This is a genomic window from Streptomyces flaveus (assembly GCF_014647675.1).
In the GTDB taxonomy this organism is placed as follows: domain Bacteria; phylum Actinomycetota; class Actinomycetes; order Streptomycetales; family Streptomycetaceae; genus Streptomyces; species Streptomyces flaveus.
This window is the reverse complement of sequence record NZ_BMPQ01000029.1, coordinates 16,416-40,418: the sequence shown is the minus strand read 5'-3', so window position 1 is coordinate 40,418 and position 24,003 is coordinate 16,416. Positions and strand designations below refer to the sequence as shown.

Annotated in this window: 29 protein-coding genes and 1 tRNA gene; 6 read left to right on the top strand and 24 right to left on the bottom strand. The window is 65.4% G+C overall.

What is annotated here, in order from left to right:
* Window positions 1-42: 42 nt before the first annotated feature.
* From IEZ21_RS37045 to IEZ21_RS36995, 11 genes are all read right to left on the bottom strand, one after another.
* A complete protein-coding gene (locus IEZ21_RS37045; protein WP_189326207.1) occupies window positions 43-546 on the bottom strand; it encodes a DNA phosphorothioation-associated protein 4 in 504 nt (167 codons plus the stop codon).
* Window positions 543-2,606, bottom strand: a complete 2,064-nt coding sequence (locus tag IEZ21_RS37040) for an AAA family ATPase (RefSeq protein WP_189326206.1) — start codon at window positions 2,604-2,606, stop codon at window positions 543-545. The genes IEZ21_RS37045 and IEZ21_RS37040 overlap by 4 nt, the downstream gene beginning before the upstream one ends.
* The gene (locus IEZ21_RS37035) at window positions 2,603-2,767 is read right to left on the bottom strand and encodes a hypothetical protein (protein ID WP_189326205.1); all 165 of its coding nucleotides are present in this window, start codon (window positions 2,765-2,767) and stop codon (window positions 2,603-2,605) included. The genes IEZ21_RS37040 and IEZ21_RS37035 overlap by 4 nt, the downstream gene beginning before the upstream one ends.
* A 12-nt stretch (window positions 2,768-2,779) precedes the next feature.
* Window positions 2,780-4,870 carry a DEAD/DEAH box helicase family protein gene (locus IEZ21_RS37030; protein WP_189326204.1) on the bottom strand — a complete coding sequence of 697 codons (2,091 nt, stop codon included), beginning with the start codon at window positions 4,868-4,870 and terminating at the stop codon, window positions 2,780-2,782.
* A complete protein-coding gene (locus tag IEZ21_RS37025; RefSeq protein ID WP_189326203.1) occupies window positions 4,871-5,350 on the bottom strand; it encodes a DNA-directed RNA polymerase subunit alpha C-terminal domain-containing protein in 480 nt (159 codons plus the stop codon).
* Window positions 5,351-5,547: 197 nt separating this feature from the next.
* Window positions 5,548-5,853, bottom strand: a complete 306-nt coding sequence (locus tag IEZ21_RS37020; RefSeq protein WP_189326202.1) for a hypothetical protein — start codon at window positions 5,851-5,853, stop codon at window positions 5,548-5,550.
* Window positions 5,850-6,038 (bottom strand): hypothetical protein, encoded by a 189-nt coding sequence (locus IEZ21_RS37015; RefSeq protein WP_189326201.1) that lies wholly within the window; start codon window positions 6,036-6,038, stop codon window positions 5,850-5,852. Before IEZ21_RS37015 ends, IEZ21_RS37020 begins: the two co-directional genes overlap by 4 nt.
* Window positions 6,038-7,084, bottom strand: coding sequence for a major capsid protein (locus IEZ21_RS37010; protein ID WP_189326200.1), 1,047 nt, complete (start codon window positions 7,082-7,084; stop codon window positions 6,038-6,040). Before IEZ21_RS37010 ends, IEZ21_RS37015 begins: the two co-directional genes overlap by 1 nt.
* A 49-nt stretch (window positions 7,085-7,133) precedes the next feature.
* The gene (locus IEZ21_RS37005; protein ID WP_189326199.1) at window positions 7,134-7,544 is read right to left on the bottom strand and encodes a head decoration protein; all 411 of its coding nucleotides are present in this window, start codon (window positions 7,542-7,544) and stop codon (window positions 7,134-7,136) included.
* Between the two features lie 130 nt (window positions 7,545-7,674).
* On the bottom strand, window positions 7,675-8,361 hold the full coding sequence (locus tag IEZ21_RS37000) for a hypothetical protein (protein ID WP_189326198.1): 687 nt from the start codon (window positions 8,359-8,361) through the stop codon (window positions 7,675-7,677).
* Window positions 8,362-8,446: 85 nt separating this feature from the next.
* On the bottom strand, window positions 8,447-9,946 hold the full coding sequence (locus IEZ21_RS36995; protein WP_189326197.1) for a hypothetical protein: 1,500 nt from the start codon (window positions 9,944-9,946) through the stop codon (window positions 8,447-8,449).
* Window positions 9,947-10,202: 256 nt separating this feature from the next.
* Between IEZ21_RS36995 and IEZ21_RS36990 the strand changes: the two genes are divergently transcribed.
* Complete coding sequence (locus tag IEZ21_RS36990; RefSeq protein WP_246568524.1) at window positions 10,203-10,646, top strand: DUF4357 domain-containing protein; 444 nt, start codon at window positions 10,203-10,205, stop codon at window positions 10,644-10,646.
* A 50-nt stretch (window positions 10,647-10,696) separates the two neighbouring features.
* Here IEZ21_RS36990 and IEZ21_RS36985 read toward each other — a convergent pair whose 3' ends face one another.
* From IEZ21_RS36985 to IEZ21_RS36935, 11 genes are all read right to left on the bottom strand, one after another.
* Window positions 10,697-12,154 carry a terminase large subunit domain-containing protein gene (locus IEZ21_RS36985; protein WP_189326196.1) on the bottom strand — a complete coding sequence of 486 codons (1,458 nt, stop codon included), beginning with the start codon at window positions 12,152-12,154 and terminating at the stop codon, window positions 10,697-10,699.
* Entirely contained in the window at window positions 12,151-12,699 is a 549-nt protein-coding gene (locus tag IEZ21_RS36980; RefSeq protein ID WP_189326195.1) for a hypothetical protein, read from the bottom strand. The genes IEZ21_RS36985 and IEZ21_RS36980 overlap by 4 nt, the downstream gene beginning before the upstream one ends.
* Window positions 12,700-12,714: 15 nt before the next feature.
* Window positions 12,715-13,119 carry a DUF6193 family natural product biosynthesis protein gene (locus IEZ21_RS36975; RefSeq protein WP_220450461.1) on the bottom strand — a complete coding sequence of 135 codons (405 nt, stop codon included), beginning with the start codon at window positions 13,117-13,119 and terminating at the stop codon, window positions 12,715-12,717.
* Window positions 13,116-13,298: a hypothetical protein gene (locus tag IEZ21_RS36970; RefSeq protein ID WP_189326194.1), complete on the bottom strand. Its 183-nt coding sequence runs from the start codon at window positions 13,296-13,298 to the stop codon at window positions 13,116-13,118. The genes IEZ21_RS36975 and IEZ21_RS36970 overlap by 4 nt, the downstream gene beginning before the upstream one ends.
* Complete coding sequence (locus IEZ21_RS36965; protein ID WP_189326193.1) at window positions 13,295-13,498, bottom strand: hypothetical protein; 204 nt, start codon at window positions 13,496-13,498, stop codon at window positions 13,295-13,297. The genes IEZ21_RS36970 and IEZ21_RS36965 overlap by 4 nt, the downstream gene beginning before the upstream one ends.
* Window positions 13,495-13,959: a VRR-NUC domain-containing protein gene (locus tag IEZ21_RS36960; protein WP_213089402.1), complete on the bottom strand. Its 465-nt coding sequence runs from the start codon at window positions 13,957-13,959 to the stop codon at window positions 13,495-13,497. The genes IEZ21_RS36965 and IEZ21_RS36960 overlap by 4 nt, the downstream gene beginning before the upstream one ends.
* Entirely contained in the window at window positions 13,956-14,861 is a 906-nt protein-coding gene (locus IEZ21_RS36955) for a ParB/Srx family N-terminal domain-containing protein (RefSeq protein WP_246568522.1), read from the bottom strand. The genes IEZ21_RS36960 and IEZ21_RS36955 overlap by 4 nt, the downstream gene beginning before the upstream one ends.
* Window positions 14,858-16,219, bottom strand: a complete 1,362-nt coding sequence (locus IEZ21_RS36950) for a putative antirestriction adenine methyltransferase (RefSeq protein WP_189326192.1) — start codon at window positions 16,217-16,219, stop codon at window positions 14,858-14,860. The genes IEZ21_RS36955 and IEZ21_RS36950 overlap by 4 nt, the downstream gene beginning before the upstream one ends.
* A 173-nt stretch (window positions 16,220-16,392) precedes the next feature.
* Window positions 16,393-16,464, bottom strand: a tRNA-Gly gene (locus IEZ21_RS36945).
* A gap of 137 nt (window positions 16,465-16,601) precedes the next feature.
* On the bottom strand, window positions 16,602-16,769 hold the full coding sequence (locus tag IEZ21_RS36940) for a hypothetical protein (protein ID WP_213089401.1): 168 nt from the start codon (window positions 16,767-16,769) through the stop codon (window positions 16,602-16,604).
* A 29-nt stretch (window positions 16,770-16,798) separates the two neighbouring features.
* The gene (locus IEZ21_RS36935) at window positions 16,799-17,209 is read right to left on the bottom strand and encodes a hypothetical protein (protein WP_189326190.1); all 411 of its coding nucleotides are present in this window, start codon (window positions 17,207-17,209) and stop codon (window positions 16,799-16,801) included.
* Window positions 17,210-17,388: 179 nt separating this feature from the next.
* Here IEZ21_RS36935 and IEZ21_RS36930 point away from each other — a divergent pair, with 179 nt between their 5' ends.
* The gene (locus IEZ21_RS36930) at window positions 17,389-18,003 is read left to right on the top strand and encodes a class I SAM-dependent methyltransferase (RefSeq protein ID WP_189326189.1); all 615 of its coding nucleotides are present in this window, start codon (window positions 17,389-17,391) and stop codon (window positions 18,001-18,003) included.
* Between the two features lie 81 nt (window positions 18,004-18,084).
* Here IEZ21_RS36930 and IEZ21_RS36925 read toward each other — a convergent pair whose 3' ends face one another.
* A complete protein-coding gene (locus IEZ21_RS36925) occupies window positions 18,085-19,098 on the bottom strand; it encodes a ParB/RepB/Spo0J family partition protein (RefSeq protein ID WP_189326188.1) in 1,014 nt (337 codons plus the stop codon).
* A gap of 771 nt (window positions 19,099-19,869) precedes the next feature.
* Here IEZ21_RS36925 and IEZ21_RS36920 point away from each other — a divergent pair.
* The 4 genes from IEZ21_RS36920 (at window position 19,870) to IEZ21_RS36905 (ending at window position 23,012) form a co-directional block, all read left to right on the top strand.
* Entirely contained in the window at window positions 19,870-20,469 is a 600-nt protein-coding gene (locus IEZ21_RS36920) for a helix-turn-helix domain-containing protein (protein ID WP_189326187.1), read from the top strand.
* Window positions 20,470-20,537: 68 nt separating this feature from the next.
* Window positions 20,538-20,999 (top strand): ImmA/IrrE family metallo-endopeptidase, encoded by a 462-nt coding sequence (locus IEZ21_RS36915; protein ID WP_189326186.1) that lies wholly within the window; start codon window positions 20,538-20,540, stop codon window positions 20,997-20,999.
* Window positions 20,992-22,206: an MAB_1171c family putative transporter gene (locus IEZ21_RS36910; protein WP_189326185.1), complete on the top strand. Its 1,215-nt coding sequence runs from the start codon at window positions 20,992-20,994 to the stop codon at window positions 22,204-22,206. The genes IEZ21_RS36915 and IEZ21_RS36910 overlap by 8 nt, the downstream gene beginning before the upstream one ends.
* Window positions 22,203-23,012, top strand: coding sequence for an oxygenase MpaB family protein (locus IEZ21_RS36905; protein WP_189326184.1), 810 nt, complete (start codon window positions 22,203-22,205; stop codon window positions 23,010-23,012). Before IEZ21_RS36910 ends, IEZ21_RS36905 begins: the two co-directional genes overlap by 4 nt.
* Window positions 23,013-23,040: 28 nt before the next feature.
* Here the strand turns inward: IEZ21_RS36905 and IEZ21_RS48525 are convergent, their stop codons facing one another.
* Window positions 23,041-23,961 (bottom strand): recombinase family protein, encoded by a 921-nt coding sequence (locus tag IEZ21_RS48525; RefSeq protein WP_189326183.1) that lies wholly within the window; start codon window positions 23,959-23,961, stop codon window positions 23,041-23,043.
* Window positions 23,962-24,003: the final 42 nt, after the last annotated feature.

The following is a 24,003-nucleotide window of genomic DNA, read 5'->3' as shown; positions in this document are numbered from 1 at the left end:
ACTGCAAGCTTGCGCAGTGCTGGAGGCGCTGCTTACCAGAGCTCAGGACCAGTCAGGGCGAGGCCGGATCATCTTCCGAATGTCGCTCGGTACCTTGCTCGTCCTGTCGCGATCAGCGACGCAGGCATCCCTCACCAAGTCGATCAGGATTTCAGCGACAGGTGAACGACTGGTGTTGAGTTCTCCCTGCAAGATTGCGAGTCCGCCGTTTGCGTACTCCTCGAAGATCCGGATCCGATCGAGTGCCCTACTATCGCTGAGGATCTCAGTATCGCCCGGTGAGACCATCACTGCCAGAGCCTCGATAAACGCGTCCGCTGTCGGCATCTTCTTGAAGACATCGAACCTGATGGGCTCACCGTACTTGTCGAGAGGAACTTTACCGTCGTTGCCTCGCGACCACCCCAATGCAGCGGCAAAGAGGAGAACTTCGGCCATCGATGAGAAGATCCCATCGTTCTCCACCAAGAGCTGCTGGATGAGCAATTCCTTGTCCTTCGGCCTGCGTACACGCAGCTCGCCTGGCGGGGCAATCTCGGTTGTCATCCCTCTACCTCCGTGAGAATGGCACCATCAAATGAGGAGTTCACGACCTGATAAGAGCGGTCAGTTCCATTCACGTTGATCGTTTCTGTCACGTCCTCGACCTTCGCCTTCCGAGTGTGAGTTGTGATCACATACTGGCGGCCAATCGCCGGAGCCAAAGTCTCCTCAGCAGCCCCTTCAGCCTGTGCCTTGCTCGTCAGAACGACGACCTGCGAAGCCATCTTCGGCAGGAAGTCAGCAACCCTACGACGGTAGTCGGTATCCATGTTGCCGAATGCAGCGTCCAGCACTACCGGAAAGTCACTCATATCGCTCATTGCATGAGTGTCCTTTTGCGCTACGCTACGGCACTCCTCGGCCAAAGCTGCCACAAAAGAGAGAGACAGCAACATGTTCTCGCCCGTTGACTTAGGGGCACGCCGTCTCTCATCCCCAGCGCCAGTCCATAGCTGGAGTTCGAACTCTGAAGTGAGCTCAGGCACGTAGTCCTTGACGGCGGATTTCTCGAAAACCTTCCGGATCCGGCTGTCGAGGCTCCTACGGGTTCGTTCTGAGATGAGGTCACGAGTCTTTGTGAGGGCTTCTTCAGCCTCTCGGAGCACGGCAATTCGCTGCTGCACCCGTTTGTTGGCAGCATTCTTGACCTCAAGTCTCTCGACCAGCGAAGACTTCTGTTTCAAGAGCGAGTCCAGTTCAGCGATACGCTCCTGCACTACCCCAAGTCGCTTGGTCTTCGTATCGATTTCAGAGAGCAGCCTATCTCGGGTAGCTTCGAGCTTTGCAGGGTCCTCACCGGGAGCCTTTTTGATCTTTGAAGAGATCTCGTCCACTTGAGCCCGGTGTTCCTGCAGCGTCTTCCTGCTCATTGCAATCTGTTCGTCCAGATTTTCAAGCTCCTGTATTGCGGACTTCCGCTGGTCCGATAGCCCGCCCATCGCTCCCTCCAGCATCATCCATGAGCGTTCTTCGGCGAGCCCTGCGCGCTCCAGCCAATTCTTAATTCTCTGCCGCTGCGGACTTCCTTCTTCGAGATGAGTGCCACAGATGCATTCCGCTTCGCGTAGTAGATCCTCTACAAACGTTCGCTTCAGCGGAGCCGGTAGTTGCCCCTGCTCATGGAGTGACTTACACACTGCGGAGATCTGCTCCGGAAGGTCGGACAGGAAGACCATGTAACCTCGTTGACGAACGAGCTGATTTCGGGATTCCAGTAGCCCCTTTAGGAGGTCTTCAGCATCATCTCGTAGGCTTTCAAAGCGGGCTCGCTCCTTCTGGAGCTCTGCGATCCCTTCCAGTGAGCGAAGACGTTCATTCACGACCTCCAATTCGGTTTTGAAGTGTGGGATCTCGGATTTCAGTAGATCGAGTTCATCATTCGCCTCCTCCTGCCGATTTTCAAGGTCATCGATTTCCTCGTTTACCCTATCGATCGCAATTTCGCCATCCTCTTCCGACTTCAGCTTGTGCCGGATTTGGTTTCGGGCCTTGGGAAGGTGCTTCAGAGCTCTCTCGAGGGGTTCGATTCCCACTACGGTCTTGATTGCGGACTGAATCTCTGAATAAGCTTCAGGCTTGGCGAGATTCTCGATTCGCTCGCCGTTGATGAAGAAGAACCCGCTGAGTCGGCTGGGGAGGATTTTCTCGATTGCACCCGAAGGGTTCGGGATCTTGTGGGAGACGCCGTCTTGACCTGTTACACGGACGTTGAACTCAACCTTACCGAGTTCTTGGTCCAGCCCCCTTTTGACAGCGGTTTGCTCCCTTGTGACGCGATAGTGCTTTCCGTCGTGTTCGAAAACCACAGTGACGGAGACCGAGAGCCTTTCGCCGGCACTTGCTGCCGACCAGGCTTCCAGATTGATCAGTGTTTCTGGATCTTCGAGATCAGGACTCAGCTTCCCATAAAGAGCCCAGGTGAAGGCATTGAGCAGCGTTGTCTTGCCTCCGCCATTCGTTCCGTAGATGAGGGTGACGTTCTTTTCGGCAAAAGTTGTGAAAACTGCCTTTTGCCTCCCTCTATAGTTGCGGAAGTCCTGCAGCTCAATCTCGGTGATCTTCACTTAACGATCCCTTCAATCTTTGCGACAATCTTCTCGACGATGCCTTCTGGCTTGTTGTAGTGGAGGTTCTCACGTTCCACCCTGAGAACGTCAGCCAAGAGCTCCTGTGCTTCATCGCTCAGGTTCTCCCAGATCTTTTCGATTTCTTTGTCTTCTTCCACGAATATCTCCTCCTAAAGATCCATCAGGTCGTAGTGCTCGCGGAGCTCCCGAAGGCAGGACAGGGCATACCCTTGATTCTCTGCATATCGGGCAAATTCAACACATCTTTCAAGTTCGCGGCGAAATAGGTTTCTCTCGGTGTCGAACAGATCTTCCGATCCTGGTGGAACAGCAACGAAATCAATGATGTCGGCACGCTTCTTTCCAGGAGCCCTGCGCAATACCCTGCCTCTGCGCTGGATGAATTGGCGGGGGTTGGCGCCACTCGCAAGCATGTAGGCGATTCGGGCATCAGGGATATCGACCCCTTCATCCAAGCAGCGCATTGATGCCAGCATTCGAATCGCCTTCCCTGATCCGAAATCTGCGAGAACTTCGCGACGGACGCTGGGGCTTTCCTTGGCGGTGTACGGGTGCGTTGGGATGCCAAGTTCTCCGCCGGATAGCGCCATGGCTTCGTCCAGTTGTCGGATCCCGGAACCACCCCTCTGGGTTGGACGTTCCCCTGGGGCGCAATAGATAAGCTGAAAGGGTTCATCTCTGCGTTGTGTCAATGCGTCTCGTAGCGCCGGGATCTTTCCTTCTGCATGCCCTAGCACGTTTGCACGCTTGCGAAGTAGATGCCCCAGCCGCTCTTCGGAAGCTGCGTCGCTGGCGGCTCGGACATACAGTCGACCGATCTGCTTAGTTAGCTGGTTGTACAGCTCAGATTCTTCATCGCTGAGAGGAACGAGTACAGGGTAATACCGGTATGGTGTCAGAGCGTCGAGGCGAATTGCGTCTTCAATTCCGAGTTCGATGAGGATGTCGCCGAAATAATCAACCAGCTTCTGGGTTCCCTCTGGATCCAAATGTCGATCAGGCGTGGCGGACAGTCCCAGCCGAAAGACAGCATTCTCCGGAAGTTGGCTCTGCAGCTTCTCAGATCCCAGATTGTGTACTTCGTCTGCTACGAGAAGCATTGGGATCGTGATTTTTGATAGCAGGCGCTGGAATCGTGGTGTGGTGAAAGTTTGGTTAGTCACCACTGCGGCGAGGTGTTTTGGATTGTCGTTCCCCATGGAAGCAAGGGCGTCACGCAACGGAGGCTCCCAGTTCTGCCAATCATCTCTGCACTGGATAGGAGTGACTCCGAATCGCTGCAGCTCTTCCGTCCATTGATCAGCAAGAGTGAGCAGGGGTACAACAATGATGGTCACCAAAGGGCTTCCAGCAGATCTCAGCTGACGTCCTAGCTGATCGGCAGCGCTCAGCCCGGTGATTGTCTTGCCGGTACCAGTTGCCATCTGGAAGATACCGTGACCGCGAGCTTCAAGCCACGCAGTCACGGCTTTCATTTGGTACTCGCGCAGGGCAATGCTCTCGGGGAGAGTGGGCCAACCGTAGGAATCCGTACTACCACCAGGGGCTTTTGCATAGCCGCGTTGGGCGGCAATCTCAATCAACTTATGTCGTGCTGCTGTTGGAAATTCTAGAACCTCCAGGTTTGGGGTCCTGCCTTCCCATAGATCGTCGAAGTCTTGCTGGATGTCTGTTGCGCGCCGAGCATCCTCTTCTTTCCAGGAAAAGAAGACCTGGATTGATTCGAAATTATCCAAGAACGCTGACGCTGTCTCGTTCAGGGATCCCGTAAAGGCTACGAAGTCACCGCGACTATCGCGGATAGTTCCGATCTTTTCGTGGTAAATGCCGGTACCGCGCTGGGATCGCATGACTGCAATCTTCACATCAAGCTGTCCGTGGGCGATGAGGCGTCCAACTCGTCCGAGCTGATCGAGTTTTTCATCTGAAAGCAACGAAATCGCTTCCACTTCTCGAACGATGGCACGTTCTACGACTTGCCGAAGCTCATATCCGCGAGCGATATCTTCGACGTCGTCTGAGCGAAGGTTCGGGCTAGCGATGAGACGCATCTTCCCACCTGTGCGCTCGAACTCATCGATTCCTTCCGAGGCTACCGCCAAAGAACCGCTCGTGAAATAACCAACCGCGCGGTCGTACCGGACTCCTGCTCTCAAGCAAGGGACGTAGAAGTCCTTAACGATGTTATTCAGACTGTTACGATACCTCCCCGCCAGGCGAAGGGTGCGTAGCTTGCTCATTTAGACATTCCTCCGCCCGCGAATCGCCGCCATAAAACCTTGCACCGTCAGAGGAACGCTCTCTTCGATGATGGGTCGATAGTTCGATAGAACTTCCTCATCGTCGATTGGCAAGTGCTCATGTATGGCGGGTGAGGTTAGGGCTACAAGGAGACTGGCGAGGATTTCTTCAACGCTCCGCGGTCCACAATTTCGCAAATCAAGAAGCTGCGAAACCGAACTTTCCAGCAATGTTCGACTGTTCCACATGCCGTTGGTAGTGAGGGCACGGCGCGCGCGTGCAGAGAGGCAGTGCGGGCGCACGTCGGATGAAGGGGGAACATCGACGCCTAGGAGAGTGGACAATTTTTCGTTGCTGTCCGCTGCGACAGAGACCAGTTGTTGAGCAAGGGCGAGAGCAGAAGATTCTCGGGCTTGCAAAGTGTTCCCACGGGCGATGGCGGCGATTGGCGATGCATTGGATCCCTCGTGCCGTCCCATGCCTAATCCCCCCTGACCGCCAGTGTGCTGACAATGCTCGTGCGCAGCACGAAGTCGTCGGCTCGCTCCCTACCCCGAACTGGCCTTCATCCTAACGGCTGGTCAGCTGTTTTGCTGAGCACCGCTTTTTGCTGGACAGTAAACGTTTCCATGATGGATCATTGGAAGTTTTTCTCGAGGTCGGGAGCCACTCGGTGTTAGCGAGCCGATCGACGGCGGAGCGGCGTTGGGGCGACGCAGGGGTGTCGGGCCTCCGTCGTTACTTCAAGGTCTGTGATTTGACGCTCTAGAGCCTTTACGTTCTCGGCGTTGTTCACCGTCGCGACCCCTTGGACCGTGATGGTCAGGGGGTCGGAGACCAAAGCAGCCTTGCGTTCGCGAAGGATCTCAATGGCTACGGCATTGACGGAACCGAGACGCTGGTGGCGGGCATTGAGGTCGCTTCGCTCGACCTCGCCGATCTGGGAGCGGAGGTAGGCATACTCGGCGTCGGTGAGGCTCACGCCGCCTCAGCCTTCCCGCGCCGGTACTGACGAGGCGGCTCCGGTGCCCAAGCGTCCGGGTGCGTGATCTGCTCGGTGATCGCTGGATCGCTCACCTCGGAACCGGGCTGGAGGAGCAGCGTCTCGCGCGTCTTCGGGTCGGTGACGAAGACCGCGGTGGCGAGCGTGCGTGTGGCGGCGGGCATCAGAGGACCTTCGCGGTGATGTGGATGTCGGGGACGTACATGACCGGCATCGCGACCGCGGCGCCCTTCGTCCAGACCTGGACCGGGTCGTCCTGGTAGTCGGCGGTGATGACGATGCCGGGGGCGTCCTGGCGGGTGATGGCCGGCTTGGTGCCGGAGGAGAGGACCAGGGACTCGGCGGTGATGCCGTACTGGGTTTCCGCCCAGGATTCGGGGTTGGGTGGGAGGAGGATCCAGCGGTCCTCGGGGATGACGCGCTGGTACTGGTCGTCGACGGAGATCTGGACGTCGTAGACCGTGATCGGCGGAAGGTTGTAGCGGGCGCGGACGACCTCGACCTCGTTGGGGGCGAGGACTGCGGTGGGGGTGGTGGAGCCGTTGACGCTGCCGTAGTACGCGGCGCGGTAGGCGTTGTTCGCGGCCAGGGTGGCGCGGGCCTTGTAGGAGGTGAGGACGCGGGCCGGGAGTGGGGCGCCGATGGAGCGGAGGTATTCGATCCAGCGGAGTTCGTCGGCGATGGGGTCGCTGGTGGGGTCGGACCAGGGCTTGGCGGCGGTGGGCATGTTGGCGGCTGGGACGCCGAAGTCGGCTTCCAGGGTGAGGCCGTTCTCGCCGTTCAGGCTGAACTTGCCGTCTACCAGGAGGTCGCCGGCGGCCAGTTCCATGCGGTTGTGGATGGACTCGACGTGGCGCTCGATGTCGTCGTAGAGCAGCTCGATGAACTCGGAGGCGTCGGCGCCGCGGGCGGTGTCGAGGAGGATCTGCTCCAGTTCACCGACGATCAGCTTCTGGCCGAGGGGCGGCAGCATGCCCTCGGTGATGATCTTCTCGGCCTGGCGGCGGGCGACGGCGGTCTGGGCGTCGTACGCGCGGAACTTGGCCGCGTTCACGCGGCGCTTGCTGCTCCTGATGCGGAACTTGACGGAGTTCAGGCGGCGTTCGGGGATGACCGTGCGGGTCAGTTCGAAGTCGGCTGGGGTGGTGATGGTGCGGGCGAAGACGTTGAGGTCGGCCGCGTCGATGTCGCGCAGCAGGGTTTCGAGCATGATGGGCGGGGCTCCTTGAGCGGATCAGCGATCGGCGATCGGCGGCGGGTCAGATGAAGTGGAGCTGCGCGGTCGAGGCGGTGATGGTGGAGACGTCGAGGCCGCCGGGGATGTGGACGGCGGCGACCACGCCGTGCCAGAACAGGGCCGCGCCGGCGCGAGGGCTGCCGGGGGTGAAGGGCACGTCGGCGAGGAGTACGCCGGTGAAGGTGGCGCGGCCGTCGGTGGCGGCCGCGTCCCAGGGGCCGTACAAGCCGGTGGTGGTGACGCGGCCGAGGGGGATGCCGGCCTGCATGACGTTGCGGGGCTGGTTCAGGGAGGGGGGTGTGTAGTGGGTGCCCTGCTTGAACAGGGCCGTGTCGAGGGTGATGGTGAGTGGGGTGTCGAGTCCGTGCGTCGACGCCAGCCAGGGGCGGTCGGCGGTGGCGGACTCGGAGTAGGTGATCGGCTGGAGGTCCATGCCGGGTGCCGGGTTCCTTCGGGCAGGCCGTGTTGGCGGCGAGTCCGTACGGTCACCGGGTGGTGCCGTCGTCCGCGGTGGTGCGGCTGTGCCAGCAGGGCGCGGTCCCTGTGGGTGAGTGCGGTGCAGGTCAGGGGTTCTTCAGGTGGCCCCGGCGTCGGGCGATGTCCAGGCCGAACTGGCCCGGCCGGGGTGGCGTGTTGCCGGAGCGGGCCGGGACGTTGGACGGGCTACCGGAAGGCGGGGGCGTCGGAGTCTGCGCGGTGCGGGCGCCGAAGAGTTCGGGGCGGCGCTGTTTCAGGTCCTCGGCTGCCTGGGTCAAGGCGGCGTCGTCGGCGTCCGGTTCGAGTTCGCGGGCGAGTAGCACGACCGCGTCTTCCAGCTCCGTACCGGTGGCTCCCAGGCCGACCAGTACGGCTCGGCGTGCCGCCTCCCTCTCGCGCGCTGTGGCTGCCGATTCCCGTTCCTGAGCTTGCCGTTCGCGTTCGGCGGCGGCCTGCTCGCGGCGCTCCACCTCGGAGAGGCGCGCCTGTTCGGCGTCCTTCTGCTGTTGTTCGGCCTGGCGCTGGCTTTCGATGTACTCCGTCAGGGCCTTCGCGGACTCGAAGCCGAGTTGGCCAAGCAGGTCGCGTACGCCGGCGCGTCGGCCCTGGTCCTTCTCGCGGGCGAAGCGGCGGGACAGTTCGTCCTGGGGGATGGTGACAGTTGCTGAGCCCGTCTCCTCGGCCGCCGTCTGGGTGTCCGACCCGGCGCCAGGGGCGTCGGAGGAGGTTCCGGGGTTCGGGTGGCCGTCGTGGCCCTGCGTTCGTACGGTCATGGGCTACTCCTCGCCCAGACGCCCCCGCGTCGGCGCGGAGCTTAACCCGAAGCGGCCCTCCTCTGCGGCTGATGGGCGCGCCCATTCAGGCGGCTGTCGTGTTGTCTCCTTCCTCGTCCTCCGCGCTGTCGGAGTCTTGCCGATCCGGTGTGGGTGATGAGGCCCGCGACTGGATGCGCTCCACCTCCAGTGCGGCGTCCTCGATCGGGAAGCCGGCATCCACTAGCAGTCGTACACCCGTCTCCAGCGAGAGCACCTCCGCCTGCACCCCGTGTGCCACCAGGTCCAGTGCGGCGGCCAGATCGGTGGGCAGGTAGGCACCGAAGGCGATCGTGGCCTGGGGGTTGTCGCCGGGAGGCAGCACGCCGCCGAGCTGGTAGAGGCGCTGGACCATCTTCAGCAGCAGCGGATATTTCGCTTCCCGGGCAAGCCGCATGGAGCGGACCATGGCGTCGAGCGGGCCGAAGCTGAGCTGCAGTGCGTACCCGGACGGCACTTCCGAGGGGCGGACCGTACCGAGCACGCTGCCCGGCAGCCGGGTCACCACCGAGAGGCGGTCGCGCAACGTCTCGACGTACGCGCGGAGTTCGGCGAGCTGCGCCGAGGTGTCGACCGTACTGAGCTGGCCGGTGTCGCCGAGCGGCCAGACCATGCCGGGCTCGACCTGGACCGGGAGCGGCTGCCCGGTCTTCCGGTCGACCGGCAGCCGCGCCCCGGACAGGCCGATGATCGGTGAGCCGGTGGTCGCCGAGGCGCGCTGGCTGTCGGTGTCGGCCGCGGCGAGGTCGTCGAGGAGTTGCGCGGCGGACAGGAGACTGGACTGGCCGTAGTGCTCAGCGCCGTTGATCGTGTTCGGGACGTGGATGACCGGGATGAAGTCCAGTTGGAGGTCGAGGCGGTTGAGGAGCTCGCCGTCGGCGTTGGTGCGGAAGCGGGCGCGGGACAGGGAGAGTGCGTCGAGGTCGCCGGTCTGGTCGAGCTGGTCCAGGTCCCATTCGGCGTCGGTCAGGTAGCAGGTGACGCTGCTCGGCTCGCGCGACCACGGGTACGTACGCCGCGTGCCGTCATCGTCAATGGGGCCCAGCTCGTACGTCACCCGGCGCAGGGTCCCCTTCCGGCCGGTGGCCGGGTCCCCCGGCACCTCCCACGCCAAGTGGACGCGCTCCGGGTACTCGTCGGCGTCGAGTGCCCCGTCCGGCAGTACGGGGAAGTAGAAGCCGGGGTCGATCGTCTTGAGCACGGGGCGGTTCTTCGCGCGGGACCAGGCGAGCAGGTAGACGGTGTCGCCGAGCAGTACGGCGGTCCGCTCGGCGTGCTGCATCCGCATCCGTAACTGCTCGGCCTGCGCCCACTCCCGTAGCAGTGCCTCCCGCTCCTGGGCGGTCGTGTTGTCCTCGGCGCCCTCGACCACGACCTGCTGGGTCTCGCCGAGCAGGTGGCTGAGTGTCTGGTCGACGATCAGGGACGCGTCACCGTACTCGCGACGGTCGTCGCCGTCTTCGCCGAGCAGGGCGGCGGCCTGGTTGCTGTCGTAGGCGGCGAGCACGGTATAGGCGGCAAGACGGCGACGCTCCGTTTCAGGCACCCAAGACGAGGCCGTTGGGCTGGGCAGCTTTGCCGACCGTCCTTCAGCTGCCGCTTGGAAAGCCGGCTTGTAGGCCAGTGCTCCCCAGGTATCGATGATCAATCTGCGCCAACGTCGCATCCGTTACTCCCCGTCAAAACTGAGCGGCGCAGTCTAAGACCTGTGGGCAGGGTTCTTGGAGCGGTGACGGCATCCTGTGTCACACTCGCTTGTTCTGCTGTCTGCTCTACACTAGAGTGGAGCGCAGACAGCAGAGTTGGCTTCAGGCCAACGAGCGGAGGAGGGGATTTACATCGCAACACTCACTATCCACTTCGACCCGGAAGTGCTGGCGCACATCGCTGCGGTTGGCGCGGAAGGGGCCGTCGAGGTCAACGTGTCGCTCGGCGGAGGCGCAGGTGCCGCCAAGGCCACTTCAGCACCTCCGATTGGGCCCCTTGCCCCGCTCATGGCGGCAGGACTGCTCAGAGCCAACGATGTGCTGACGTTCCGCCAGACCCGTGCCAAGCGGTCCGCCAAGGCGATCGTCCAGCCGGATGGGCAGCTGATCGTTGAGGGGAAGGCGACGCCTTTCCAGTCTCCTTCCAAGGCCGCCAGCGCTGTGACCGGAAGTGCCATCAACGGCTGGACGCTCTGGCGGCTGCCCGACGGGCGGACGCTGGACGATCTCCGCGACAAGCTGATGTCTGACGAGGGCTGACGCCGCCCTGGTCCCGGTTGCGCGCGTTGGCAGCCGGGACCATCGGACGCTCAGCGCCTCCCACTGAGTCGCCTGTCTGCGGTCGCTGTCGGCGCCCCGGGCACCGTGGGGTCCAGGAACAGATCGGTCAGGGCCCAGACACAGGAGTCCAGGAGGTCCGGAGACTTCTCCTCGGCTTCCGTGGCACCAACGTAGGTTGTCATCTGCTCCTCGAGGACTGCGAACGTGCGGGGCGGGCCAGCGTGGCTGATGCGGGACTGCTCGTACAGCATCGCGACCGGGGCCGCGCGGGCCCGTTTGCCGCGGGTGGCGTGTACGACACGGCTCGGCACCGTCGGGTCCACCTCTGCCAGGAGGGCGGGTAGGTAGTCGCCGCCGTTGTTGGCCTCGATGACCACGCAGTCCGCCTGGTGCTCGTGGTACAGCGCCGCGGCTCGGCGCATCGCCGCGGTGGGGGTGTAGCGGTCCTGTTCAGCGTGGAGGACGTAGCCGCGGGGGCGGCGGTCGCCGTACATCTGCTCCAGCGGGTAGGAGCGGCCGGCCACCGTGAAGGCGGTCAGGTCCGCGTCGTCCGTCGTCGTGACCGCCGGGTCGACGGCGACAACGAGGCGGTCGAGCGGCGGGACCGCGGGGTGCGCGATGCGGAAACCCTCGACCTCGAACATCCACTGCTTCCACAGGGCGCCCTCGACGTCTTCGAGGAGGACGCCGTCGAGTTCCTGGCGGCCGAGGCGGGTGCCGCCGTACTCGGAGTCGAGTTCGGCGAGGGCGGCGGCCGAGAGGTTGGCCCGGTTGTCTTCGGTGCGGCCGGTGGTCAGCACGACGGTGGAGCCGGGCCTTCGGCCGCGCTCTACGAGCCGTTTGACGTGCGGCAGTGGCTTGGGGGTGGTGGAGATGACCACCTGCGGGCTCGGTGCCTCGCGCAGGCAGAACCACAGCATGTCGTACACCGATTGGGCGGTGTGGCGGTTCCAGGCGGCGTACTCGTCGAGCCAGCCCTTGTCGAAGGCGAAGCCGCGGAGGTTGTCCGGGGTCTCCGCGCCGAAGCCGTAGATCGCCGAGCCGTTCTTCAGGCGGAGGGTGGTCAGGCCGTTGCCGGGGCTGTAGCGGCGGATGTCCTCGGGCGGGATCACCGCCAGGAGGCCGGACTTGGGGGACTCGAAGCAGATCTCCTTGACCAGCGTGGCGTTCTTCGCGACGACCGCGATCATCGTGCCGGGAGTGGCCGCCCACGCTCGTACGGCCTCCGCGGCGGACTTCGTCTTGCCCCAGCCGCGGCCGGTGAGCATCATCCACGCTGTCCAGTCCCCTTCAGGCAGGCGCTGCGTGGCGCGGGCGTGGTGGTGCAGCCAGCCCTCGTGGGGCAAGCCGTCGCAGCCGGGGCGGTCGCAGGACCAGCGGCGGGCCGATGCGGTGTCGGCTTCAAGCAGGGCGGTGATCTCAGTGTGCAGCTGGGCGTCGGACATGCCGGCCGGGTCCGGCAGAGCGGGGAAGGAGTCGGCGGTCACTGCTGGTCGCCGCCCAAGGTGCCGATGCGGGCCTCGAGTTCGCGGCGCAGCTGTTCCATGCGGGCTCGACGTTCCTCGTCCGTCAGCCCGGACACATCTGCCGCATCATCCGAGCCCCCACGGGCGGTAGAGGCAACCTCGGCCAGGTCCATCCCGTACGCCTGGCGCTCGATGCGGATCGTCACCTCCAGCCAGCGGATCACGTCCGACGGACTGAGCCGGGACGGATCGAGCTGCTGGAGCTGGGCCACGATCTTCGACTGGGCGGCGGAGGCGAGGCGGGCGTGCCGACGGGCGACCTCACGGGAGGCGTGTTGGCGTTCGGCGCGCCAGAGGCGGTCCTGTTCGCGGTCCCATGCCTCGGCGCGCAGTACCCAGCGGTGGGCTGTCGACCAACGCTCGATGAGCGTGCGGGACTTGGCCAGCCGTTCCGCGACCTTGCCGATGCTGCGGGAAAGACCGAGGTCGCGGTAGCAGGCAAACGCCTCCCAGGCGGCGGCCGATTCGCCCGGCTGCCGCTCCCATGCCTCGGCGACGTCCGCCATCCGACCGGTGTGCTCCTACCTGGTGTCTCGTGTCCTCTCGTACGCGGCCAGCTCCTCCGCCGTACCGACGAAGGCTGGACCACAGCCCGGCGGTAGCCGCTCGATGACCATCGCCACGGCGCCCTGCGCGTCGTCCGTCTCGCCGATCCGCTGCATGCGAAGCGGCCCCTCCACGTAGTACCGGCCGTCCTTCCGCGTGCCGACGTAGGGGATGTCCCAGGTGGGGCGGAACTCCGTGCACCTGCTGAAGTGCAACTCCCACATGCCTGTCCACGGGAACAGCTGCCGCAGCAGCGGCTCGGCATACGCGACCCGCACCAGCTCGGTGAACGGCTCCAAGAGCGGCACGCCCACCGGCCGAGTGGGTTCACCCGCCGTGGTCAGGATCTTGTGCCAGGCCGCTTCCACGATGTCGGTCATACCGCGATTGTGCGCAGCGCCGGGTCACGGAGTCCCAGGTGTTCCAGCAGATCGACGCAGTCGGCCGGGCCCGTCGACCGCGCCGCAACCGTGACGGCGGCCTTGCGGCGTACGGAGTCGGGCAGCGGTGTCACAGAGACGGTGCGCTCCCATGATGAGGAGTCCTTCGCCAGGTTCACGGCTCGTTCCCTTCACGTACATCATCGGGCTCCAACTCGCCCTCGAGGAGGCGGGCCAGCTGGTCGGCGAGGCGGAACGGCTCGCCCGCGAGGTGCTCGGTCAGGGCCCGGGTCATGCCGGCGGCGGTGCGGTGGATGGTGGTCAGGTGGTCGATCTCGGCGTGGAGCCGGTTCAGTTCGTCGGTGTGCGGGGCGGTCATGGGGTCGGTCTCCGGAAGTTCGGGGGGAGGGTGGCCCGTTGCCGGGCGGGGCCGAGCACCTGCAGCACGGTGGGCAGGTCGCGCGGGCGCCATACGGCGACCTCGAAGCCGCTGTCGGCCAGATGTGCCAGCCACTCGCGTTGTGCTGGGCGGATCCGGCCGGTGTCGGTCTTGAACTCGACGAAGAGCGTGCGGCGTTGGCCGAGGTGCCCGAAGACCTCGTCCGGCCAGCCGGGATCGGAACGGCGGGAGTCCGCCGTGTGGTACTGGAGCCGCCAGCCGTAGCGGGCTGCGATCTCGCGGACTTGGCGGCGCCACTGCTCCTCGTTCACCCCGGCCGCCCGTTCCACCGAGGCATGGATCGCCGGAAACCTCTCGGCCTCCAGTCGGCCCGGTGGGCCGTACCGCTCGGCGAGCAGCTTGCGGTACAGCTCCTCGTCCGCCTCCGACACCGCCGTCACTGCGCACCCGCCAAGTAGTCGGCAGCCCACAACTCCAGGGCCCGCCACCGCTGCCCGGCCTCGATGTCACCGTCCCGCTCCATGCGGTCGATGGCCCGCTGTACGACCGCCGCGGCGTCCGCCGGCATAGTGCGCGTCGCGAGCACCGTCTCGATCGGAGCACTACCCTTGCGCTTCGCCGTCTGCTCGTCCGGGTCGTACCAGCCCTCCGCCAACTCACCGAGATGCCGTTCAACAACGGCGAGGATGATCGCGAACGCGGCAGCGACGTTCCCGATGTTGTGCGCGCCCTTCGTCGTGTCGAGGGTGTCCAGCACGCTCTCGTACTGCTCGATACGCGCCACCCAACGGGCATCGGCCGAGGCCGCCTTCCGCGCGGCCTCCAGGGCCTTCTCCGCAGCCTCCTTCTCGTCCGGCAGGAACACGATCTGCACCGTCGCGAAGTCCAGGTTCGCCTCCGCGAGGCTCGGCACACTCACCTCCTCCAGCAGCTCGAGCGTCTTGTCGTCCAGCCCCGAGTACAGGCGCATGGAGACGTCCTCCAACTCCTCGTACAGCGCCTTGAGGGTGGCCGGATCGTCCTCGCCCGTGATCGCGTTGTGGGACAGCTGCAGCGCGATCTGCTTCTGGCGGGGCAGCGGGTCCGTGACCTCCAGCCAGAAGATCGAAGTCAGCCCGGCCTCGATGGCGGCCTTCGTACGGTGGTTGCCGGACAGGACGATGCGGCGCCCGGAGTCGGCGTCGTGCCACACCAACGGCGTCGACGTCAGATGCCCGTCCTCACGGATGTTCGCCACCAGGCGCTGGAACTGCTCGTGCCGCATGAAGCGGGCGTTCACGTCGAGCAGCGTCAGGTCGCGCGGGTCGCCCTCGACGATGCGGGGCTTGCTGAGCTGGGTCACCGGGCCGTGTCCTCCTGGAGTGTGTTGAGCCCTTCGGCGCGTCCGTGCTTGCGGCTCCACTCGGCGAACCCCTCGGCCAGCGACCAGCGGCCCAACTCCGAGCCGTAGTCGAGCTGGTAGCGGTAGGCGGGATCGGTGGAGTCCTTGCGGGAGTTCAGGCGCAGCAGCCCGCGGTACTTCATCGACACCGGCCGCTGCGTGAACGCCGTCGTGTTCAGCCGGGTCAGGCGGGTGTTCATGGTGCGCTGCGCCAGGAACTGGGCCTCGGTCGACAGCGCCGCGTACAGCACGAGCTTCGCCAGCCGCCCGTACGACGTCGGCGCGACCGGGAAGTCCGACAGCAGGTAGACGTTGTGCGGGTCGTACTTCGGCGTCGAGAACGCGAAGGCGCCCACCACGACCCCGTCGACCAGGACCGCGAGCGCCATCGTCGGGGTGCCCGGGCGGATGTTGTGGTTCATGTACTGCGAGCGCAGCGTCGCGAACTGGCCCATCGACAGCGGGGCCAGCGTCAACGTCCCGCCGAGCCGCTGCCCCGGTACGAGCCGCGGGGCACGCACCGGCTCCAGGCGCTGGTGGGGCCGTACGATCCGCGAACGCGGCACCGACGAGTACACGTTGATCGGCAGCCCGCGGTTGGCCGTCTGCACCTGACCGCGCAGATGCCCGGCCAGCTCCTCGACGTCGAAGTGCAGCCCGAGCACCCAGTGCGGCCGGTCGGTGATCCGCTCGATCAGCGTCTGCTTCGCCGCGTCGTCCAGCGTCGGGTACTCCGGCGCCGGCCACTCCAAGTGCTTGTCCAGCGCCGCGAACTGACCCTCGTAGTCCCCTGCATAGAACGGCGGGAAGGCGACCACCGGCGCATCGGCCGGGACCTGTTCGGCGAGCCACTGGTTCACGTCCATCGGCGCGTACGAAGCGAGCCGCAGCGGCAGCGCCTCGATCTTCGCGACCGTCTTCGCGTGCAGCTCGGGGAACTGTTGGCGGTACGCGGCCAGCATCCGCCCGTAGTACGGGTGGTTGCCGCGCCCGATCCACTGGAAGAAACGCGAGCCGAGGAGCACCACCGCGAGCGTTCCCGCCCGGCCGTCCATGTACGGGGCCAGCCAGTCGAGTTCGCCGGCTGACTCGGGGCGGATCGTGATGGGCAGCTCCTGCCCGGCCAGGTACCAGCCGATCGCCGACGAGTACAGCTGCACGTCACAGCCATGGAGCCGGAACCCGGAGTCGTGCAGAACCCGTTCGATGGTGAAGTTGCCGGAGCAGCCGACGTAGATGTCCTCGGCCTGGCCGCGCCAGGTGGCGGTGTGCTCGTGGATGACCGCGCGAAGGTCGGCGGGGATCGAGCCGTGGAACAACGCTGCCTCCCCTGCACCGAGTTGACCGAGAAGGACGCGGGCCTGGAGGGGCAGGGGGCTGGTCCTGCCGTGCCAGGCCGCCGGGGAACCAGGAGGCGCGGGGGACGCCTGGAGGGGGGATGGTTCCTTGGCTGATCGGCTCCGCACCACGTGCCTGTGCGGACGCGTCCTCGAGCGCCGGGCCCGACTCGAACGGGCTCCTCCCCACCGGGGGCGGGGCGTGCTGCCAGGTGCACCACCGACGCGCGGCGGGGCTCGATCGGAAGATCACCCCGCCACGAAAGGAACCGTATCAGACTAATGACTGCCACAACATATGTGGTGGGCACGATTCCGCGCCCACCACATGCTCAAAGCCCCGGCACCCCAGGGGCGATCGGAACTACTCGTCCACGCCCGAGAGGTCGAGCAGGCTCAACGTCCCCGCCGGGCACTCCTCGGGCGGTTTCGACTTCGCCTTCACCTTCCCCGGCCCAGGCTCGAACAGCTCCATCTGACCAGGTGGCGCCGGCTTCGGATCCGGCGGCGCCTCGAAGTCCTCACGGCTCATCTCCACCCAATTGGGCCTTTGACTCTCACTCACAGCAGCGTCCCCTGCTCGTACTCCGGTCCCAGCGGCCCGAGTTCCCGCACTTTCGCCCCCGTCTTCTCCTGCCACCAGGCGGCGAACATCCGCCGGTGACACCACTGCTCCGGCTGCGCCAGATCCTCAAAGCAGAGCAGGACCAGCCGTGGATCGCCGGCCGCCACGGCGATCTCCTGAAAGCGTGAGGCGAAGAACTCGGCCCCATGTCGGTCGAGCTGAGCAAGATACGCCGCCTCATACACCGGCCGCGCGGCCCCGAAGTACTCGCGACTCGGCGCGACCTCCCGCACCTGATGCTCCAGCGCGTACGGCAACGTCCACCGGGGCGCACCCAGAGTGATGCGCACGGGCACTCCCATCGAGGGCTCGAAACCCTGGTATCTCTGCGTGAACAGTTCGAACATGCTCCTCCTGTCGTGGCTCGCCACCCTGCACGAACATGCAAAGGTGTCGATAAAATTCTATTTCACAACGGGGTGACCCTCAAGTCCAATACATGCTTGGCTTGCTGGCGGGACGTATACCGCGGCACCCCATTCCCGCCCCACAATCACCTCACCCATCTATCGCCACCGAGGGTCCGATGCACCAGACCGGCCTGAAGTCGTACTGGAATACGAACGTCGCCCGGCATCCGGGCATCCTCCGCTCCGTTCCACAGGCGTGCGGTGACGCACTGGACGTTGGCTGCGGGGACGGCCTTCTGGCGCGGAAGCTGACCGGGCGGGCAAAGCGCGTTACCGGGATCGACAAATTGCGGCAGATGATCAGCCGCGCCCGTGAGCTCTCGGGCGGCCATCCCGGTCTGACATTCATCGAGGGCGACTTCCTCACCACCGGCCTCCCCACCGCGGGCTACGACTTCATCTGCTCCGTGGCCACGGTCCATCACATGGACTTCCAAGCGGCCCTTATCCGCATGCACGAGCTGCTGCGGCCCGGCGGCACGCTGGTGGTGGTCGGTCTGGCTCGCGAGACGACACCGGCCGAGTGGGCGGCGACGATCACGGCTGCCCCCATCGTGCGGATCGCCAAGGTGCTGCGCCGCGCGAACGACCCAGGAGGGATGCCGACCGCCGACCCGCAGATGAGCTACGGGCAGGCGCGAGCCGAGGCGCAGCGGCTGCTGCCCGGCATGCACTACCGCCGACACGTGCTCCGCCGATACTCGCTGACCTGGGAAAAGCCCGCCCCATAACGCACATGCCACCCACGACACGGAAGAGCGGCCGGGGTCCCGCTCGGACTCCCGACCGCTACCGCGCTCCCGCGCGCCGACTCAGGCCGCGGCTGCGAGCTCAACCTCCGAAGGCTCCTCCGCCGCGACCTCGGCGATCTCGGCCTCGCCGGGCCCCTCCCCGCCCTCGGGCTCGACCTCCAGCTCCGGCCGCACCGTCAGCTGCTTCGCCTCGGACATCGCCTTGGCCTTGCGCAGCTTCTTCGTCGCGTCGGCCGCCGCCTTCCGTACGCGCTCCACGGCGTCCAGGTGCTTGCCGACCTCGCCCTCGAACAGCTCGGCCAGCTCGGTGGGCGTCAGCTTCGCCAGCTCCTCGATCAGGGCACCGGCTCGCTCGACCTGGTCCACCTTGGACTTGGCCTGCTTCCGCTCCTTCGACTTCTCTTCCTTCTCCTTGTCCGACAGTTCCTTCTCGGAGAAGAAGCCCTCCTGGTTCTCCTTCATCCGCAGGGCCTGCGCGAACGTGGAAGCGTCCGTCTCCGTCTTGAAGTCGCCCTTCATGTACCGGGTGACCGCCACCTTCTGGTTCGCCGGCGAGAGCTTCGAGAGGTACCAGGCGAAGTCCGCCTTGATCTTGCCCTCGGCGACCAGCTCCGCGATGTCCGTGGTGAGGTTGAGCAGGTCCATCCGCCACCTCACGTAGTCGGTGGTCTTGCCGAACATCTCCGCGATGCGCTCCGCGCTGTACCCGAACCCGACCAGGTCCGCGTACGCCTGTGCCTCCTCCATCAGCGTCATGTCCGCGCGGCCGATGTTCTCGGAGATCCCCATGATGAAGGCGTTCTCGTCGTCGACGCTCGAGACGACCTTGGCCTCGATCGTGGTGGCGTCCTCCACCAGGTGCATCGCCCGCCAGCGGCGCTCGCCCATCACGATCTGGAACTTGTCGCCGGCCGGCCGGACCACGATCGGCTGAAGCTGGCCAACCGAGCGGAACTGAGCCGCCAGCTCCTCCAACTTGGCCTCGTCGAAGAACTTGCGGGGCTGGTCCGGGTTGGGCTCGATGTCCGCGAGCGGGATCGCGATGACCTGGATGTTCGCCTCGGTGACGTTCATGTCGCTGACTCCTTGCAGCCTTGGTCTCGCAGGAGGGGTTCCTGTGAGGTGATGACTAAATACTATGGTCAATCGATCTTGAACGTCAAGTGTTATTGATATTGATTACCGGGCCAGCAATCTTCTCCTTCGACACATGTGTGCTCCAGGAAACCTGCATCCAAGTCGACGTCCGCCCCCATGAGGACCTTCAGAATCTCCAGGTCTCTCCAGGCGCACTCCCGCGTCGGTTCGTGTTCTCGCGCCCTGGTGTGACGCACCTCGTCCGCCGTCCCCTCCATGCCCGATGAGACGTGCCCCTTCATGCCACTCCTCCGTCGCACGCAATGACCCTCTGTGTTCCAGCGCTCTCCATCCTGAACCTGTCCGGCGGCGGTATCTGCGGGGAATGCAGGCCCGACCCCCGCTCCGCGAATGCGGAGCGCGCGAGGCAGGGCAATCCGGATGACCAAACGAAAGAGTTGTCGGCGGCAGCCATCAAGAGATCCCTCTGGTGACAGACATCGTCAGTAGGGCGCCACGCGACCAGAGTGGCGCCGCGTCCCCACGTTCAGGAGGCGACCGAAGAGGCCGCACGACTCCGACCCGCTCTACACGGCGGAGCCGAACGTGAAGGATGCGTGATGATCCTGTGCGTGACAGGTGCCTCTGTCAACTATTTCCCGCATCCACTCGAAAGATCGTCCAGTTTGCGCGCTATGCACGCCTCAAGTTCCAATTTCTTGCGCCTTTTCACTCGAGGATCCTCAACTCCCCTTAAGATCCGCAGACATGTCGTCACCACAGCAGGGGCAGGGCGCGGCAGACGGCGAGGATCAGCGGGAAGACCGTGCAGTCCGCGCGGACCGCAGCGACGCAAGCGGCTCCGAAGACTTCGACGCGGCCCAGCGCTTCGGGCGGCGTTTCAAGCGCCTGAACCAGGTCATCTACCCCGCCGAGCAAGGAAGGCCCTACCGGGAGCGGGAGATCGCGGACGAGATCGGCATGTCTGTCAGTCAGGTCAGCAACCTGCTCAACGGCCGCTCCGTCCCGAGGGCAGACCGGGCCGTCGCCTTGGCGCAGCGCCTGTACGGCGTACGCGTCGAGTACTTCTTCCTGCCCGACGACGACGCCTATGTGCAAGCTGTCGAAGGCGACCTACGGGCCATCGAGCAACAGCGCCGTGGCGAACCGCTCAGCCGCAGCCACCGTACGGCCGGCACCGCCGCGGAGGCCGATGCACTGCTCCTCGGTGACGAACAGGTCCGATCCATAGCCGAGGGCGTCGCCGAACTGCCCCTGGACATGCGGGAGACAGTCGGCGCCCTGGTGGACCAACTGCGCCGGGCTGTCGGCTTCCATCCCAAGGACGGACGCGGGAGGCCCCGATGAACGAGCAAGGCAGTGCACCCATAACAACCTCATGGGAGCTGCCCGGAGAGGAGGACCCCAGCGTGGGCATGCGAAATGAGAGACGCAGAGTCAGAGCTCTGCTGAAGAAGTTCGGGTTACCCGCGCACCCGACGCTCGACCAACTGGTCACTGCCTACGAGGCTCAGACCGGCCGCGAGCTGCTGTTCATCGAGCGCGAGTTACAGCCGGGTGAGCCGTCCGGCCTGTACGAGCGGTACCTGACGCAGGACCGCATCTACTACCCACGGCACACGAGTCCCGCCCACCAGAACCTGGTGAAGTGCCATGAACTCGCCCACCTTCTGCTGGACCACCAGCCTCGGGCCACGACCATCGCCCCCGATGTCGTACGCCGCGTGCTGGGACGCTCCCACTACGACGATCCCGCCGAGCATGAGGCCGAGACGATCGGCAGGGTGCTGTACCTCGAACTGAACCTCGCACCCGACGAGGGATCCGCTCCGCACGTCGCATCCTCCCTCGTCCACCGGGAGGGGCGCCATGTCTGAGATGGAGGCGCCGTTCACAGCGACCTACCTCTCCGTCGGCACCCTCATGTACGTGCTGGCCGCGTACAAGACGCTGGCCTGGACCCGCGAGCGAATACCCGGCCTGCTACTCATGGCCAGCGCCGCCTTCGCGGTCGGGACCGGCTTCATCTCCGCAGCACCGGACATCTACCGATGGATCGGGCGGACCAGCGGCATCTCCAACCTCGCGACGCTGGTCGTCTACAGCTCGGTCATCGTCTGCTGCGCGTTCTTCCTCGTACTGGTGCTGCTCTGGTCACCAACCTCCGCAGCGGAAAACGGCGGCAGCGGAGCGGCCCCACCAGCGAGGGCCCGGGCTGCGCTACGACGCGTCATGCCTCCGTACGCCGCGGTGGTCGTCCTCATGGCGGCCCTGTTCTTCTCCGCCGACCTGCCCGACGGAGAGGTGCCGCTGACGTTCGACACCACCTTCGCCGACAGGCCCATCGTCTTCGCCTACCTGCTCGTCTACCTGGCCGGGTTCACTGTCGCCTTGTGGTCCATGGGGTACGTGTCGTGGCGACGGTCCAAGGACTACAAAGACCCGGTCGTCCATGGGAACCTGCTGCGCCTCGCGGTCGGCTGCTTTGTCTGTTCCGGATACAGCCTGTTCAAGATCATCGCTGTGAGCGGCAGAGCCCTCGGCACCTCCGCACTCGATGCGCTCAGCACCGCCGTCGGGCCCGCGTCGTCCTCCCTGGGCTGCCTGATCATCGCCAGTGGCTGGGTGGCCGGTGCCGTACGGCTACGCCGTCAGCGTCGCCGCGACTTCCGCGCGCTCGAGACGCTGTGGCGTACTGTCACGCGCGCCGATCCGGGCGTCGTCCTGACCAGTCCGCCAGCAGGATCCAGTTGGGACTTCCATGCCCTCGGGCGGGTCGGGGAGATCCGCGACGGGCAACTCGCGCTCCGCCCCTGGACCTCTCAGGATGTCGTCGACACCGCGAAGCGTCTCGGCGAGGCCGAGGGCCTTGCCCCACCCGAGCAGGATGCCGTGGCCGCGGCGGCCGCCCTGCACAGCGCGCTGCTGGCGCTGGAGTCGGGGCAGGCTCCGCAACGTCCCTGCGAGCGACCGCCCGGGATCGACGTGCCCCCGCACGCGGAGCGACAACACCTCGTCACGGTCGCCCGGCACCTGGACGGTCCGCTCGTGCGCCGGGTTCTGGCGGAGGTAACCAGCACATGACCGGCGCAGACGTAGCGCGACGTACGCCGGCCGGCCGCTCTGAGCACCCGCACGCGGCCTATCAGCGGCTGGCGTTGGCCGACTGCCCCAAAGACCTGAAGCTGGGTCTGAACCTCGGCTTCTACCGCGTGTTCGGGATTCCCAGCATCGCCCGCGTACTTGCGGGCACCGGGAAGCTGACCAGCCAGCCGGCCGTACGCGCCAAGGCCACCGGCACGCTGATGTACACGCTAATCGAGCACGGCCTGGAGGATCCGGCCGGTCGCGACGCGGTGGCCCGGCTGAACCGGCTCCACGAACGCCTCTCCGTTGGCAACGACGAGTTCGTGTACGTCCTGGGGGCGTTCTGCGTCACGCCGATGCGCTGGATCGATCACCACGGCATACGGCGCACCACCGGGCGGGAGAAGATCTCGGCCCACGCCTTCTATTTCGACTTGGCGGAGCGGATGGGCATCAAGGCCGTCCCGGCCTCCTACCTCGAGCTGGCCCGCTGGATGGACGACTTCGAGCGCCACCACATGGCGCCGAGTCCCGAAGGGGAAACGCTCATGGAGGCGACTCGGAACCTGCTCTCCGACCGATTCCCACCCGTGGTCGGCCCTTTGGTGCAAACCGCCGCCAGTGCTCTTCTCGACGACCGCCTCCGCCAGGCCGTGGGGATTTCCGCCCCGCCGCCCGTCATCCGGCTCATGGTCACCACGGCCCTACGCCTCCGGACGGAACACACGAGGAGGCGTAGGGCCGGTGGTCCATCCACTCCGCGCGCTGAATTACCTGTGCGGGAGCAGTTGCCGAAAGGGTAGGCAGCCAAGCAGAAGCGCACGCAGCCCGCTACCGCCAGAAGATCTCGAACCGAGCCTCGTCGAACTTCCGTGAACCGCGCACCGTCGCCGGACCCACCCGCACCTCCCGCACGGCCAACTGCACCAGGTTCCGGCGCTGCTCACGGCCCGCGGTCTCGTTCCACCAGGGCTCGACACCCTGCGGAGTCAACTCCGGCAGCTCCTCGAGGGACTTGCCTCGGCGCACGGCCGCCATCGCCTCACCCCGCCGCTGCTCCAGCGCGGCCTTCGCCGCCCGGAACTCGCCCAGGTTCAGCTCCTTGCCCCCGTACGCCTGCGCCAACTCCTCCTTGTGACCCCGCAGTTCCTTCTGGAACCGCTCCGCCTCCCGCGCCTCCGCAGCGAACCGGTCCCGGATCGCGGCGAGCCGCTTGAGCTGCGCCGGGCTCGCCAGCCGGGCGACGACCCGCTCGCCGATGTACTCGTCCAACGGCTCGGCGGAGATCCGTACCTTGCCGCAGCCCTCGCTCTCGCAGACGTATCCGCGCCCGCCGTTCGCCGTGGACCGGGCCACCAGCGGCTGCTTGCACAACGCGCAGGTCGCCGGTCCGCCGGACAGGTAGTGCACGTGCTTGGACTTGCTGCCCTGGCTCTTCTGGTTCTCCCGGAACAGCTCCTGCAGCGCGTCGAACGTCTCGCGGTCGATCAGCGGCTCGGCCGGGCCGGGGACCAGCTCGCCCTCGGCGTTCTCCCGGAGGCCGGTGATCGCCGGATTCCGCAGACGGCGGCGCAGGGTGGTCGGCGACCATGGCCGCCCAGATACCGTCGGTCCCGCGTTCTGCGTCATCCACGCCGTGGCCTCGGTGAGTGTCTTCTCCTCCTCGAGGAGAAGCTTGGCTACCGCCGCCAGGTAGGCGGCCTCCCCGGGGACGGCGGTGACACCGTCCGTCTCATGCCCGTACGCCCTCATGTAGTCTCCAGCCCAAAATCCCCTGCTTCCCACGCACAGGAT

Bases quoted from the DNA above. Each gene is read 5' to 3' on its own strand.
- IEZ21_RS37045 (WP_189326207.1), bottom strand. From the start codon at position 546: ATGACAACCGAGATTGCCCCGCCAGGCGAGCTGCGTGTACGCAGGCCG.
- IEZ21_RS37030 (WP_189326204.1), bottom strand. From the start codon at position 4,870: ATGAGCAAGCTACGCACCCTTCGCCTGGCGGGGAGGTATCGTAACAGT.
- IEZ21_RS37025 (WP_189326203.1), bottom strand. From the start codon at position 5,350: ATGGGACGGCACGAGGGATCCAATGCATCGCCAATCGCCGCCATCGCC.
- IEZ21_RS37015 (WP_189326201.1), bottom strand. From the start codon at position 6,038: ATGCCCGCCGCCACACGCACGCTCGCCACCGCGGTCTTCGTCACCGAC.
- IEZ21_RS37010 (WP_189326200.1), bottom strand. From the start codon at position 7,084: ATGCTCGAAACCCTGCTGCGCGACATCGACGCGGCCGACCTCAACGTC.
- IEZ21_RS37005 (WP_189326199.1), bottom strand. From the start codon at position 7,544: ATGGACCTCCAGCCGATCACCTACTCCGAGTCCGCCACCGCCGACCGC.
- IEZ21_RS37000 (WP_189326198.1), bottom strand. From the start codon at position 8,361: ATGACCGTACGAACGCAGGGCCACGACGGCCACCCGAACCCCGGAACC.
- IEZ21_RS36980 (WP_189326195.1), bottom strand. From the start codon at position 12,699: ATGGCGGACGTCGCCGAGGCATGGGAGCGGCAGCCGGGCGAATCGGCC.
- IEZ21_RS36975 (WP_220450461.1), bottom strand. From the start codon at position 13,119: ATGACCGACATCGTGGAAGCGGCCTGGCACAAGATCCTGACCACGGCG.
- IEZ21_RS36965 (WP_189326193.1), bottom strand. From the start codon at position 13,498: ATGACCGCCCCGCACACCGACGAACTGAACCGGCTCCACGCCGAGATC.
- IEZ21_RS36940 (WP_213089401.1), bottom strand. From the start codon at position 16,769: ATGAGCCGTGAGGACTTCGAGGCGCCGCCGGATCCGAAGCCGGCGCCA.
- IEZ21_RS36935 (WP_189326190.1), bottom strand. From the start codon at position 17,209: ATGTTCGAACTGTTCACGCAGAGATACCAGGGTTTCGAGCCCTCGATG.
- IEZ21_RS36930 (WP_189326189.1), top strand. From the start codon at position 17,389: ATGCACCAGACCGGCCTGAAGTCGTACTGGAATACGAACGTCGCCCGG.
- IEZ21_RS36925 (WP_189326188.1), bottom strand. From the start codon at position 19,098: ATGAACGTCACCGAGGCGAACATCCAGGTCATCGCGATCCCGCTCGCG.
- IEZ21_RS36920 (WP_189326187.1), top strand. From the start codon at position 19,870: ATGTCGTCACCACAGCAGGGGCAGGGCGCGGCAGACGGCGAGGATCAG.
- IEZ21_RS36915 (WP_189326186.1), top strand. From the start codon at position 20,538: ATGCGAAATGAGAGACGCAGAGTCAGAGCTCTGCTGAAGAAGTTCGGG.
- IEZ21_RS36910 (WP_189326185.1), top strand. From the start codon at position 20,992: ATGTCTGAGATGGAGGCGCCGTTCACAGCGACCTACCTCTCCGTCGGC.
- IEZ21_RS36905 (WP_189326184.1), top strand. From the start codon at position 22,203: ATGACCGGCGCAGACGTAGCGCGACGTACGCCGGCCGGCCGCTCTGAG.
- IEZ21_RS48525 (WP_189326183.1), bottom strand. From the start codon at position 23,961: ATGAGGGCGTACGGGCATGAGACGGACGGTGTCACCGCCGTCCCCGGG.